Consider the following 13,285-nt stretch of genomic DNA (forward strand, 5'->3'; position numbering starts at 1 on the left):
GCCGTGAACCCCGAATACAGCCTTGTACTTCTCGTCTTTTTTCATTCACTTCAGAGTCGCAGCCTCCGTCGGATCGCTGCCTCGGATCTGATCCTGACCACTAGATGACGAAACAATCGGGATCGCTCGACATCTGGGGAACCATCGTCACAAATGATATAGCGATCGGCGAGCGTACCCGACCCCTCGCGAAGCATTCCTTCGACGTCCGCCAGTGCCCTGACTCTTCGGGCCTTGTCTCCGCTGCGGATGGCGATCACATCCTGCTGGAACGCCCTGGCATAGCCCACCTCTTGCATGCTAAGAAGCAGGGGGACGAGCTGCTCAATTCTTTCAATCAACTTACTCAACAGCACTCCTAGGAAAGCGGCCATTGGTTCACGATGGTGCCGTGATCAAAAGAATTGGGGATGTAGATTTGCTCCGTGCCACCGGGGTAGACAGTACCGTCCAGCGCTCGCTGCGGTGCGACGGTACCCCGGTACATCGGTGTCCCCTCACCAAACCGAGCCGAGTAACCGGCATGGATCGGGCTCGTGGACTCGACGACGCCGTTCTTGTGCCACTCCGGAAGAATGGCCTTGTCAGCCCGGACCTGCGCGACACTGGTCGGGGCGTCGTGCGACCAGAACCCGCCGAAGTCCTTCCGAACTCCGACGTCTCCGGCTCTGTGCAGCACGTCGTCCGCCTGCGCGTAGCTCGACCTGTAGATGCCGTGCTTGAACGTGGACATCGTCTTCACATCGAGCCATTGCGGCTTGACCGATGTCAGACCTGACGTGGCCGCTCCGACCGCTGCATTGGTGCCGACCGCCTGGAACCATCCTCCGACGGTGTGCGGACCAGGGCCCTGAGCATAATCGAAGCCACCGGTCACAGCGCCCTCCACGCCACCTCCCCCGGAACCCACAAGGGCGCGAGTGCCGAGCCTGGAAGCCACGCCGGTGCCCGCCCGTGCCGCCATCGATGTTGCAACTTTGGAAACGATGGCGCCACTTCCTGCCCCGAAAGCGCCCGTCGCCGTGCCGACGAGCGCGTCTCGTCCGACGGTGCCCCAGTCCACCTTCCCGGTGCTCGCCTTCTGCGAGGCGATGGAGACGCCGCCGCTGGTGAGACCTCCCGCGAGCGCCAACAACGCCAGGCCGGCCGGCCCGCCGACGCCGGTGAACATGAGGGCGATGCCGCCGACGATCGCCGCCCCCGCGACGATGTACTCCCAGTTGTCCTTTGTCCAGTTCACTGCCGACGAGATGAACCCCTGGTTCGCGTCCCGGTACGCCTGCATGTCGGCATCGGTCGCCGGCCGCAACCCCAGGGGGTCGACAGCCTGCAACGGGTCGTTGCCCGCGTACGAGTACGGGTTCCCCGACCACGCTGCACCCAGGATCGGAGCCAGCGGATCAACCGACAGGAAGCCGCGCGCCGCAGGGTCGTACACGCGGGCCCCGAGCCACTCCAGCCCCGCGACGGACACCCCGCCCGAGCCGGTCAGGGACACCCCCGCGGGCAGTCCGACGTCGGTGACGGCAGCGAGCGCAGCCCACGGATCCGCAGCATCGGTCGCGCGTGCACTGCGCCAAGCGGGCTCGGTGACGGCATCGCCGATCGCGGTGACACCGCCCGGCAGGTCGAGCACCGACGTGTCGGCGATGCTGATGAGTGACGGCACGACCGCGGCGGAGTCCCACCACGCGGCGACCCCACCCACCTCGGCGAGCTCACCGAGCGCGTCGACCCAGACGTCGAGCCGACCGGTCTCGGCGTACGAGGCGTCGCGGTCGACGACGGCAGCGAGGTACCCCAGGTCGGACCACGCGTACTCGGTGGTCGACCCGTCGGTGGCGGTCCGCCGGATGCGTCGGCCGAGACCGTCGTGGACGTACTCCGTCCGGCCGGCCTCGGTGGTCGTCGCGACCAGCTGCCCGGCAGCGTCGTACTCGTGGCGCGTCTCGACACCGCCGACGGTCTCGGCAACGAGTCGCCCACCGTCGTCGTAGGCCCACGTCGAGCCCCCGGCGCGCACGAGCTGCCCGGCGGCGTCGTACTCGTACGACACCGCTCCGGACGGCCCGTCGATCGCGGTGATCCGCGCGTCGGCATCGCGCTCGATCCGCGTGCTGGTTGCACCGTCGAGCGTGGTCGAGGTGTGTGCGACGAGGGCGCCTCCCTCGTACGACCACGACTGCACCAGGTCGCCGGTGGCTGCCTGGACGATACGGCCCGAGGCGTCGTGGGAGAACGTGCCGGCAGCGGTGCCGTCACGGTCCACCCCGACGACGCGGCCGACGGCGTCGCGACGGTAGGTGGTGCGGGTGCCGTTCGGGTCGACCCGAGCCGTGCGGTTGCCGTCGGCGTCGTACTCCCACGCGACGGACTGGTCGCCTCGGGCGCGACGGACAAGAAGGCCGCGGCGGTCGTGCTGGAGCTCGTGTTCGATCGTCCGGCCTGCACCACGGGTGTGGTCCGACACGACGACGGTGCGGTGGACGGCGTCGCGGGTGATCTCCGACTGCACGGCACCGTCGACGAGCACGGCCCGCTGGCGGCCGGCTGCGTCGTACGTCCACTCGGTGGCGCGGCCGTCGGGATCCGTCTGCCGGATCTGGCGCCCGGCGGGATCGTAGGCAGCAGTGGTGGTGCGGCCGAGCGGGTCGGTGACGGCGACCACGCGGTCGGCGTCGTCGTACTCGCGTCGAGTGGTGCCGCCGGCAGGGTCGGTGATCGTCACCAGGCGCCCGCGCTCGTCGTACTCGAACGAGGTGACCCCGTCGAGACCGTTGACGACCTGGATCAGCTGCCCCGCGGCGTCGTAGCGGAACCGACGACGGCCGAAGCGTGCGTCGTGGCTGGAGACGAGCCTCCCGGCCTGGTCGTAGCGGAACCGCGCGGTGCCAGAACCCGGAGTCGTCTGCGTGACCACGCGCCCGACGGCGTCGTACGTGATCTCCTCGACCTCGCCGGTGGGCAGGGTCCGGGCCACGACACGGGAGTCCGCGTCGTAGGTGAGCGTCGTCCGCGCCCCCGCGGCGTCGGTGGCTGCGGCGGGACGCCCGCAGGCGTCGTACTCGTACGTCGAGCGCGCGCCCGAGGGGGCGACCAACGCGACGACGCGACCGGCGAGGTCGCGCTCGAGTCGGGTCAGCCCGCCTTCGCCGTCGACGAGTTCGACGGGGCGGCCGGCGGCGTCGTAGGTGATGAGTTCGGAACCGGTCTCGTCAGACGTGGACTCGACGGGTCGGCCGTACTCGTCGAACCGGACGGTCGCGGTGTCGAAGGCGTCGCGCAGCGTCGCGACGCCGGTCGCGACGTCGTCCGAGAACTCCTGGCGGACGCCCGTCGGGTCGACGGTCGCCGTCAGCTCGCCGACGACGTCGTACTCGCGACGCCAGGTCGCGCCGGCGGGGTCGGTGACGGCCTGGAGGCGCGACAAGGCGTCGTGCGCGAACGTCCAGACCGCGCCGCCCGGCAACGCGAGCGCCGCCAGGTTCCCTTGGTCGTCGAAGGTCCGTGAGACGCGGCGACCCAGTGGGTCGGTCGTGGTCGCGAGTTCGCCGTTCGGGGCGTACTCGAGCGTCGTCCGTGCTCCGAGCGGGTCCGTGATCGCAGCGATCCGCGCTCCGGCGGCGTACTCGAAACGCCAGACCGCTCCGTCGGCGTCACGTCGTTCGACGAGGAGCCCGGCGGCGTCGTAGCGGTACTCGCTCCGTGCGCCGGAGGGGCTGATCGCGGCGGCCGGGTGACCGGCGGCGTCGCGCTCGATCCGAGCGGTGTCGCCGACGGCGTTGGTGGTCGAGACGAGCTCACCGAACGCGTCGTAGGAAAGCGTCAGGACCACGCCGGTCGGGTCGACGACGTGGGTGAGGGAGCCGTCCTGCCAGGTCAGCTCCGTCCGACCGCCGACCGGGTCGACGATGACCGACGGGTCACGGTCGTCGCCCACGTACTCGTAGCTCACGACGGCACCGGCCTCGGTGACGACCGTCGTCACGCGGTCCTGGTCGTCGTACCCGTAGGTCAGGTCGCCGCCGGACGGCGTGACGGTCCGGGTCTTCCGGCCGCGGTCGTCGTACGCGTGGACGGTCACCGACCCGTCGCGCTCGGTCGCCGACACCAGGTTGCCGTGCCGGTCGTAGCTCATCGACTGGCGTCGGTCGTCGGAGTCGATGATCCCGACGAGACGCCCCTTGGCATCGGCGATGTAGGAGTTCGACCGCGAGCCGTCGTGGTCGGACACCACCGTGACGCGGCCGGGCAGGTACGCGAAGCGCACCGTGCGGCCGTGCGGGCTGATCTGTTCGACCACGCGACGTTGCGCGTCGTAGGTGTTGTCGACCTCGACGACACCGGCCGCACTCGTGACCGTCGTGATGAGGTCGTCGTCGTTCCAGCCGTAGGTCCGGGTGCCGACGGCATCGGTGACCGAGACGAGTCGGCCGCGATCGTCGTACCCGTACTCGACCCGGCGACCGTCAGAGGCTCGGAGCACCGCCACTCGACCGTCGACGTGGTCGACGTCGATCGAGCGACCACGCTCGTGCACCAGGCGCACGACGACGTCGTCGGCGTCCCGCTCGACGCGGACCGCCGTGCCGGCCCCACCGCGCTGTCCGAGCCACAGCCCGGACGGCGAGAAGTCGATGCGCTCGCCCTGGTTGTCGCGGACGACGAGCCGGTCGCCCTCGGCCGCGAGCCAGCGGTTCTCGTCGACGCCGCGGGCCCAGCCGTCGCCGTCGCGCGGGAAGCGGACCTGACGACCGTCGGCGCCGACGAACGACGCGCCCTCGTCGTCGAGGAGCAGGCGGGTCTCGAGGATCGACGCCCATCCCGGTCCGAAGACCCCGACGTGCTGGTCGAGGGAGTTGTACATCCGGGTCACCTGCAGCGCCGCAGATGCCCCGGTGAACGCCAGGTCGAGCTCCGGCTCGAGGAAGTTGCCCGTCGTGGTGTTCACCGGGTCCATCGAGAAGCCGGTGGTGGGCTGGGCGCCGTAGGCCGATGGCGGCTCGAACTGCAGGTCGGTGCGGGTCTGCGAGACACCAGCCGCGGCGAGCGCGGCTGCGAGCCCGGAGTCCGCGACGGTCGAGACCTCGCCCTCGCCGCCGGCGGCCGTGAACGCGTCGGCGACGGTGTTGGCCCAGGTGACGTCCTGGTCGTTCGCCGCGATCCACTGCTCGAACGCCGTCACGACGCTGCCGGCGTCGATGTGCGCCCACGAGCACTTCGCGGCGAAGTCGGCGAGCTTGCCGCGGAGCGCCCCGGGCTTGCCGTCGAGGGCGCGGTTCAGCGCCGAGGAACCGGTCGCGAACGAGCGGAGGTCAGCGGGCCGGGCGGACGACGTGCCGCCTCCGCCCCCACCGCCTGCTCCGGGGTTCGGGGTGTCACGGGGCTTCGTCGTGACCGCCGGCGGGTCGAACTTCGGCGCCGGTTCGTTCTCGACGGTCGGCATCGGGTCGTAGTGGACCGTGTCGTTGAGGAAGTCCTGGAAGCCGTTGCGGCCGTCCTCACGCTCCTGCCACTCGCGGGCGGTCTTGCGTCGCGCACGTTCGTCAGCGGCGGCGGCCTTCATGGTGTCGATCCACCCGGCGATGGTCTCGAGGGCGTCGACGATGTTGGTGGCGTCGCTCGATGCCGTCCCCGCGTTCTGCGTGAAGAGCTGCGAGAAGTGCCCGCGGAACTCCTGGGAGGCGGTCGTCACGTACGACTGCCTCGACGCCTTCTGTCCGCTGATCGCGTCAGCCGACGCGGTCAGCGAGCTCTTGAGCGCATCCGCGGTGGCATCGTCGAACTCGATCGGATCCGTGTTGGCGTGGATCTTCGCCATGGTCGTCCCCCCAGGGTCGGTGCTGGTCGTGCTGATCGTGCTGGTGAAGCGGCCCCACCGACCGCGAACGCCCGGACCGCCGCGAGTGCGACGGTCCGGGCGGGAACAGGCTGGTGCTTACGCGCCGCCACCTGCGGTGAAGATGTCCTGCGAGATCTTGTCGAGCTGCGTGCGGAGCTGCTCGAGCTCGGTCTTCGCCTTGTCGAGGGCGGCCTTGGTCTCCGGCCAGGTCGACCCACGGAACGTCGCCGCGAGCGGGCCGTCCCAGACGTTCGAGTCGGAGAGGATCCGGCCCTGGGCGTCGAGCTGGGAGATCTGGTCGGTGAAACCACCGTTGACGATCGACTGGACCTGACGGATGGCGGTCTTGGCCTGCTCGGTCGAAAGGACACGCGACATGATGAACCTCTTTCATTCGTAGCTGCACCCCCGCGCAGTGGAATCCCCCCGGAGGCTCTGACACGGCCCACCATACCCACAACCCTGGGCAGATGTCACCGTCGGTATTTCGTGACCGTTCCTCCACACCCCGACGGTTCACCGCCGGTTTCCACAGCGGCCACCGGGGCCCCTCCGGCAGCAGGGGCCGGGTGGCAGGATGTGGGGATGGACACCGAACCGCAGCTCGACGGCGAATCCGTCGCACCCGACCTCGACGACTTCGACGAGGTCATCGAGATCGAGCACGAGTCGCTGCCGACGGACCGCTACTTCGACCGCGAGCTCAGCTGGCTGCGCTTCAACCAGCGCGTGCTCGAACTGGGTGAGGACCGCACGCAGCCCCTGCTCGAGCGGGCGAACTTCCTGGCGATCTTCGCGTCCAACCTCGACGAGTTCTTCATGGTCCGCGTCGCCGGCCTGAAGCGCCGCATCGACACCGGCATCGCCGTCCCGACCAACGTCGGTCGTGCGCCCAGCGACGTCCTGCGTGACATCGCGAAGAAGGCCCACGAGCTGCAGGACCGTCACGCCCAGGCGTTCATCGGGTCGCTCAAGCCCGACCTCGACGCCGCCGGCATCCACATCGAGCACTGGTCCGACCTCGACGAGGCCGACCGGCAGCGGATGCGCGAGTACTTCAACGAGCAGATCTTCCCGGTGCTCATGCCCCTGGCGGTCGACCCGGCGCACCCGTTCCCCTACATCTCCGGGCTCTCGCTCAACCTGGCGGTGCGTGTCCGCAACCCGAAGTCGCAGCGGCAGGAGTTCGCTCGCCTCAAGGTGCCGCAGAACTTCTCCCGCTTCATCAAGCTCCCGGACGACCACTCCGGTCGGATGCGCTTCATCCCGCTCGAAGACCTCATCGCGAACCACCTCGACGACCTGTTCCCGGGGATGGAGGTCCTCGAGCACCACGTGTTCCGCGTGACCCGCAACGAGGACGTCGAGATCGAGGAGGACGAGGCCGAGAACCTCATCCAGGCCCTCGAGCGCGAACTCCTGCGCCGCCGGTTCGGTCCGCCGATCCGTCTCGAGATCACCGAGGACATGGACCCGGTGACCCTCGACCTGCTCGTGCGAGAGCTCGACATCACCGAGGAAGAAGTGTTCCGGCTGCCGTCGCCGCTCGACCTCGGCGGCCTGTTCGAGATCTCGAAGATCAGCCGTCCAGACCTGCACTACCCGAAGCACGTGCCGACGACCCCGGTGCAGTTCCAGCCGGGCGAGCCGAACACCAAGCCCGACCTGTTCCGCGCGATCAAGGCGAACGACGTCCTGGTCCACCACCCCTACGAGTCCTTCGCCACGAGTGTGCAGGCGTTCCTCGAGCAGGCCGCGGCCGACCCGAACGTCCTGGCGATCAAGCAGACGCTGTACCGCACCTCGGGTGACAGCCCCATCGTCGAAGCACTCATCGATGCTGCGGCCGCGGGCAAGCAGGTCCTCGCCCTGGTCGAGATCAAGGCCCGCTTCGACGAGCAGAACAACATCACCTGGGCCCGCAAGCTCGAGAAGGCCGGCGTCCACGTCGTCTACGGCCTGGTCGGGCTGAAGACGCACTCCAAGCTGGTGCTCGTCATCCGGCAAGAGGGCGGAACGCTCAAGCACTACAGCCACATCGGCACGGGCAACTACAACCCCAAGACCTCGCGCATCTACGAGGACATGGGCCTCTTCACCTCGGACGACACGGTGGGCAAGGACCTCACCCGCCTGTTCAACGAGCTGTCCGGCTACGCCATCGAGAAGAAGTTCAAGCGCTTGCTCGTGGCGCCGCTCCACCTGCGGAAGGGCCTGCTCAAGCGCATCCAGACCGAGGCCGCCAACGCCCGGGCCGGCAAGCCCTCGGGCATCCGGATCAAGGTCAACTCGATGGTCGACGAGCAGATCATCGACGCGCTCTACCTGGCGAGCCAGGCGGGGGTGCCGATCGACGTCTGGGTGCGCGGCATCTGCTCCCTCAAGCCCGGCATGGAAGGCGTCAGCGACACCATCCGGGTGCGGAGCATCGTCGGCCGCTACCTCGAGCACTCCCGCGCGTTCGCGTTCCACAACGACGGCGACCCGGCCGTGTTCATCGGCAGCGCCGACATGATGCACCGCAACCTCGACCGTCGCGTCGAGGCACTCGTGCGGCTGGTCGCTCCGGACCACATCAACGAGGTGCAGGAGATGTTCGACCTGGCGATGGCCGACACCGCCAGCTCCTGGCACCTGGAGTCCGACGGGGAGTGGACACGGCACTCCACCGACGATGCGGGTCGCCCGCTCGAGGACGTGCAGAATGTGACCATGCGGAAGATCTCGGCCCGGAAGCGCTCGACTCGGTGAGCGCCGGTCCCTCGGGTCCCGTCGTCGCTGCGGGTGCGGTCGTCTGGCGTGAAGACGACGGCACACCCCTCGTGCTGCTCATCCACCGCGACCACCACAAGGACGTCTCCCTGCCCAAGGGCAAGGTGGACCCGGGCGAGGCCGTCCCGACGACGGCCGTGCGCGAGATCGACGAGGAGACCGGGTACCGCGTGCACCTCGGCGCACCGCTCGGCACCGCCGAGTACGTGCTGCCGAACGGCCGCGACAAGGTCGTGCACTACTGGGCAGCCCGGGTCTCGGCGAAGGAGTACGCCCGCGCCGGAGCCTTCACCCCGAACCACGAGGTCGCGGCGCTCGAGTGGGTCACCATCGACGACGCCCGCAACCGCCTGACGTACGAGCGGGACGTCGCGATCCTCGACCGGTTCGCCGAACGCGCCGCGGCCGGGCAGCACCGCACGTTCGCCCTGATCACCCTGCGCCACGCGAAGACCGTGCCCGGCTCGGACTGGGACGGCCCCGACGCCACCCGTCCGCTGCTGCCCGTCGGCCGCTCGCAGGCCAAGGCCACCGCGGCCCCGATCGCTGCCTTCGGGCCGAAGAAGATCGTGAGCAGCACGGCGGCGCGGTGCCTCGCGACCGTTGAACCGCTGTCGGCGACGACCAAGCTCGGGGTCTCGACCACCCCGGACATCAGCCAGGACGCCCACGACCGCGGCGCCGCCGACGTCAAGGGCGTGGTCCGGCGCCGGCTCGACAAGGGCAAGACCGCCGTGCTCTGCTCGCACGGCCCGGTGCTGCCCGACATCATCGCCCGGATCGCCACCGCGACCGCCGACGACTCCGGCCGCTTCGACCTGCGCCGTGCCGCGATGCTGTCGGTCGGGGACTTCTCCGTCATGCACATCGCCGGGGACACCCTCGTCGCCGTCGAGACCCACCGCAACACCATCCCGGCGTAGGCGTCCCGGCCCTCAGCCGGAGCGGGCCGCTACCCCACCCGGAAACCCGACCACACTCGGAAACCGGACCACGGCGGGGAACCCTGCCGCACGCCGGACCGCGCCGCGCCCGGGAAGGCGATCCGGGCCTCCCGACCGCCTCCCGACCGCCTCATGACGACCATGCGTCCGCATCTTCCGAACGCAGGCACGATGCCCCCGATCCTGCTCCCCGCGCGGGTGCGGCGCACGCCGCCCCGACGGGGACAACCCCTCGTTCACCTCCCGTTCACCAACGCGCGTGATCCCCGTCACCTCGCGTCCCTACAGTCGCTCCCGGGTCGGCACCGGCCCAGGGACCGCAGTGGTCCCACTGCATTCCATTCCCGAAGGGACCCCTGTGAACATCAAGCGAATCGGTTCGATCGCAGCAATCGCGATCGCCGGCGCAGTCGTGCTCTCCTCGTGCGCGGCGAACGAGGACGCGGGCACCACCGAGTCCTCCTCCACCAGCGGTAACGACTACTCGAGCCTCTCCGGCACCCTGACCGGCTCCGGCTCGTCCGCACAGCAGACCGCGCAGGCCACCTGGGCCGCCGGCTTCCAGAACGAGGCCTCGGGCGTCACCGTGAACTACACGCCGGACGGCTCCGGCGCTGGCCGCGAGAACTTCATGTCGGGTGCCGCGGACTTCGCCGGCTCCGACGCCGCGCTGAAGGACGAGGAGCTCTCGGGCACCTTCGAGTCCTGCAAGGCGGACACCAAGGGCATCGACATCCCCGTCTACATCTCCCCGATCGCCATCGCGTACAAGGTCGACGGCGTCAGCGACCTGACCCTCGACGCGAAGACCATCGCGGGCATCTTCTCGGGCAAGATCACCAAGTGGGACGACTCGCAGATCGCCGACCTGAACAAGGACGCGAAGCTGCCGAGCGAGAACATCACGGTCGTGCACCGCTCCGACGACTCGGGCACCACGCAGAACTTCTCGGAGTACGTCTCCGCGAACGCTGCTGACGTCTGGACCGAAGAGCCCAGCCAGACCTTCCCGTACTCGGTCGGTGACAGCGCGAAGGGCACCTCCGGTGTCGCCTCCGCGATGGGCAGCGCCACCAACGCCATCACCTACATCGACGACTCCGGTGCGGGCGACCTCGACCGCGCGGAGCTGATGGTCGGCGACAAGGCGACCGAGCTCTCGGCCGAGGGTGCCGCGCAGGTCGTCGCCGACTCCGAGATCGCGTCGGGCCGTGAGGACAACGACCTCGCGATCGACATCGACCGCAAGGACACCGCTGACGGCGCCTGGCCGCTGGTCCTCGTCTCCTACGCCATCGCGTGCCAGGAGTACAAGGAGGCCGACAAGGCCGAGCTCGTGAAGGGCTACCTCGACTACGTCGTCTCGAGCGCCGCTCAGGACGCCGCTGCGAAGGAGGCCAAGTCGGCCGCCCTCTCGTCCGAGCTCGCCGAGAAGGCGAAGGCTGCGGTCGAGTCCATCAAGTAACACCCCTTGAGCGCCCGGACGCCGGTCCCACCCACCTGACCGGCGTCCGGGCACTCAGCCGTCCAGGACCCACCCGGACGCGCACCCGTCCGGGCCCACGGCCCGGACACCGCACCACCACCCCAGAACCCGTCGCCTCCCCCGGCGTTCCTCCGACAGGAGTACCCATGACGACCGCACCGGCCCAGCCAGGGGCCACCGTCACCCCGATCAAGCCGAAGGCCGTCGTCCGCGTCGGCGACCGCGTCTTCTCCGCCGCCTCGGTCATCGCCGGCGGCCTCATCCTCTTCGTGCTCGTGCTCGTCGCCGCGTTCCTCGTCTGGCAGAGCATCCCGGCCTTCTCCGCCAAGGTCGGCGAGCTGCCGGGCAGCGCCACGAACTTCTGGGACTACGTCGGTCCCCTGGTGTTCGGCACCGTCTGGTCCGCGCTCATCGCGCTCGTGATCGCCGTGCCGCTCTCCCTCGGGATCGCCCTCTTCATCTCGCACTTCGCACCGCGTCGACTCGCACCGGTGCTCGGCTACGTGATCGACCTGCTGGCCGCCGTGCCGTCGGTCGTCTACGGCCTCTGGGGCATCGCCGTGCTGGCCCCGCTGGTGAAGCCCTTCTACGGGTTCCTGAACGAGTACCTCGGCTGGTTCCCGCTGTTCTCCGGCCAGGTGTCCGGCACCGGCCGCACGATCCTCACCGCCTCGATCGTCCTCGCCGTCATGGCGATCCCGATCATGACGGCCGTCATGCGTGAGATCTTCCTGCAGGCGCCGACCCTCAACGAGGAAGCGGCCCTGGCCCTCGGCGCGACCCGCTGGGAGATGATCCGCCTGTCGGTCCTGCCGTTCGCGAAGTCCGGCATCGTCTCCGCGATCATGCTCGGCCTCGGTCGTGCCCTCGGCGAGACGATGGCGATCGCCCTGGTCCTGTCCGTCTCGACGAACGTCACGTTCCAGATGCTCACGTCGCAGAACCCCTCGACCATCGCCGCGAACATCGCCCTGCAGTTCGCCGAGGCATCCGGCACGGCCCTGAACGCGCTCATCGCGTCGGGTCTGATCCTCTTCGTCATCACCCTGGTCATCAACATGCTCGCGCGGTACATCGTCCGCAGCCGAGTCAGCTGAGAGGTCGCACCCGATGTCCCTCGCGCTCCGTCCGACCGGCACCGCCGGCAACGTCTACGCCAACGGCAAGCTGCACGCTTCCGTCCCGTGGCTGCTGCTCGTCGGCAGCTGGGTCGCCCTCGTCCTGGTCTTCGCCCTGCTGAACGCCGGTGGCGCGGTGAAGGACTTCAACGTCGTCGCCGCGATCTTCCTCGGCACGGTCCTGTTCGACGTCCTCATCGTCGTCATCTCGCGGATCGTCGAAGGTGGCCGCAAGGCGGTCGACCGGCTGGTCACCTCCCTCGTCATCACGGCGTTCGTCATCGCGGTCCTGCCGCTGGTCTCGCTGCTCTGGACGGTCATCGCCAAGGGGTTCGCCCGCTTCGACGCGAGCTTCTTCTCGTACTCGATGCGCGGTGTCATCTCCGAGGGCGGCGGCGCGGTCCACGCGCTCATCGGCACGCTCGAGATCACGCTGTTCGCGGCGCTCATCTCGGTGCCGATCGGGCTGCTCACGTCGATCTACCTGGTCGAGTACGGCCGCGGCGCGCTGGCGAAGGGCATCACGTTCTTCGTCGACGTGATGACGGGCATCCCGTCGATCGTCGCCGGTCTGTTCGCCTACGCGCTCTTCGCGCTCTTCCTCGGCCCGGGCGCCCGCTTCGGCCTGGTCGGCTCGGTCGCCCTGTCGGTGCTGATGATCCCGATCGTCGTGCGCTCCACCGAAGAGGTGCTGAAGATCGTCCCGATGGAGCTCCGCGAGGCCTCGTACGCCCTCGGGGTGCCGAAGTACCTCACCATCCTCAAGGTCGTGCTCCCCACCAGCCTCGCCGGCATCACCACCGGCGTGATGCTCTCGATCGCCCGCGTCATCGGTGAGACCGCCCCGCTGCTCGTCACGGCCGGCTTCACCGCGAGCATGAACTACAACCTGTTCCGGGACCCGATGATGACCCTGCCGGTGTACGCGTACACGCAGTACTCCCAGCAGGGCGCCAACCCGGTGCCGTTCGTCGACCGGGCGTGGACCGCGGCCCTCGTGCTCATCCTGATCGTGATGCTGCTCAACCTGCTCGCCCGGTTCATCACCCGTCTCTTCGCCCCCAAGCTCAGCCGCTGACCCTCCGCCCCCGCGGAACCAGCGACACCACCCACCCAGAAGGAT

The 13,285-nt window shown here is 69.2% G+C and carries 7 protein-coding genes; 5 read left to right on the plus strand and 2 right to left on the minus strand.

Going from position 1 to position 13,285, the window contains the following annotated elements; translation table 11 throughout:
- Positions 1 to 358: 358 nt before the first annotated feature.
- Entirely contained in the window at positions 359 to 5,821 is a 5,463-nt protein-coding gene (locus KK087_RS08480; protein WP_214564828.1) for a DUF6531 domain-containing protein, read from the minus strand.
- Positions 5,822 to 5,938: 117 nt separating this feature from the next.
- Positions 5,939 to 6,220, minus strand: a complete 282-nt coding sequence (locus KK087_RS08485) for a hypothetical protein (protein WP_017888088.1) — start codon at positions 6,218 to 6,220, stop codon at positions 5,939 to 5,941.
- A 207-nt stretch (positions 6,221 to 6,427) separates the two neighbouring features.
- On the opposite strand from KK087_RS08485, the gene KK087_RS08490 reads away from it, so the two are divergent.
- The 5 genes from KK087_RS08490 to pstA all read left to right on the plus strand — a co-directional run bounded on the left by KK087_RS08490 (position 6,428) and on the right by pstA (position 13,240).
- Positions 6,428 to 8,593 carry an RNA degradosome polyphosphate kinase gene (locus KK087_RS08490; RefSeq protein ID WP_214528767.1) on the plus strand — a complete coding sequence of 722 codons (2,166 nt, stop codon included), beginning with the start codon at positions 6,428 to 6,430 and terminating at the stop codon, positions 8,591 to 8,593.
- The gene (locus tag KK087_RS08495; protein ID WP_214528768.1) at positions 8,590 to 9,537 is read left to right on the plus strand and encodes an NUDIX hydrolase; all 948 of its coding nucleotides are present in this window, start codon (positions 8,590 to 8,592) and stop codon (positions 9,535 to 9,537) included. Before KK087_RS08490 ends, KK087_RS08495 begins: the two co-directional genes overlap by 4 nt.
- A gap of 379 nt (positions 9,538 to 9,916) precedes the next feature.
- Complete coding sequence (locus tag KK087_RS08500) at positions 9,917 to 11,023, plus strand: phosphate ABC transporter substrate-binding protein PstS (RefSeq protein WP_214564829.1); 1,107 nt, start codon at positions 9,917 to 9,919, stop codon at positions 11,021 to 11,023.
- A 167-nt stretch (positions 11,024 to 11,190) separates the two neighbouring features.
- Positions 11,191 to 12,141: a phosphate ABC transporter permease subunit PstC gene (gene pstC, locus KK087_RS08505; protein ID WP_214528770.1), complete on the plus strand. Its 951-nt coding sequence runs from the start codon at positions 11,191 to 11,193 to the stop codon at positions 12,139 to 12,141.
- 13 nt (positions 12,142 to 12,154) lie between these two features.
- Complete coding sequence (gene pstA, locus KK087_RS08510; RefSeq protein WP_214528771.1) at positions 12,155 to 13,240, plus strand: phosphate ABC transporter permease PstA; 1,086 nt, start codon at positions 12,155 to 12,157, stop codon at positions 13,238 to 13,240.
- Positions 13,241 to 13,285: the final 45 nt, after the last annotated feature.

Origin of the sequence: Curtobacterium aurantiacum, from assembly GCF_018598555.1 — a bacterium.
Taxonomy (GTDB): domain Bacteria; phylum Actinomycetota; class Actinomycetes; order Actinomycetales; family Microbacteriaceae; genus Curtobacterium; species Curtobacterium aurantiacum.

Bases quoted from the DNA above. Each gene is read 5' to 3' on its own strand.
- KK087_RS08480 (WP_214564828.1), bottom strand. From the start codon at position 5,821: ATGGCGAAGATCCACGCCAACACGGATCCGATCGAGTTCGACGATGCC.
- KK087_RS08485 (WP_017888088.1), bottom strand. From the start codon at position 6,220: ATGTCGCGTGTCCTTTCGACCGAGCAGGCCAAGACCGCCATCCGTCAG.
- KK087_RS08490 (WP_214528767.1), top strand. From the start codon at position 6,428: ATGGACACCGAACCGCAGCTCGACGGCGAATCCGTCGCACCCGACCTC.
- pstC (WP_214528770.1), top strand. From the start codon at position 11,191: ATGACGACCGCACCGGCCCAGCCAGGGGCCACCGTCACCCCGATCAAG.
- pstA (WP_214528771.1), top strand. From the start codon at position 12,155: ATGTCCCTCGCGCTCCGTCCGACCGGCACCGCCGGCAACGTCTACGCC.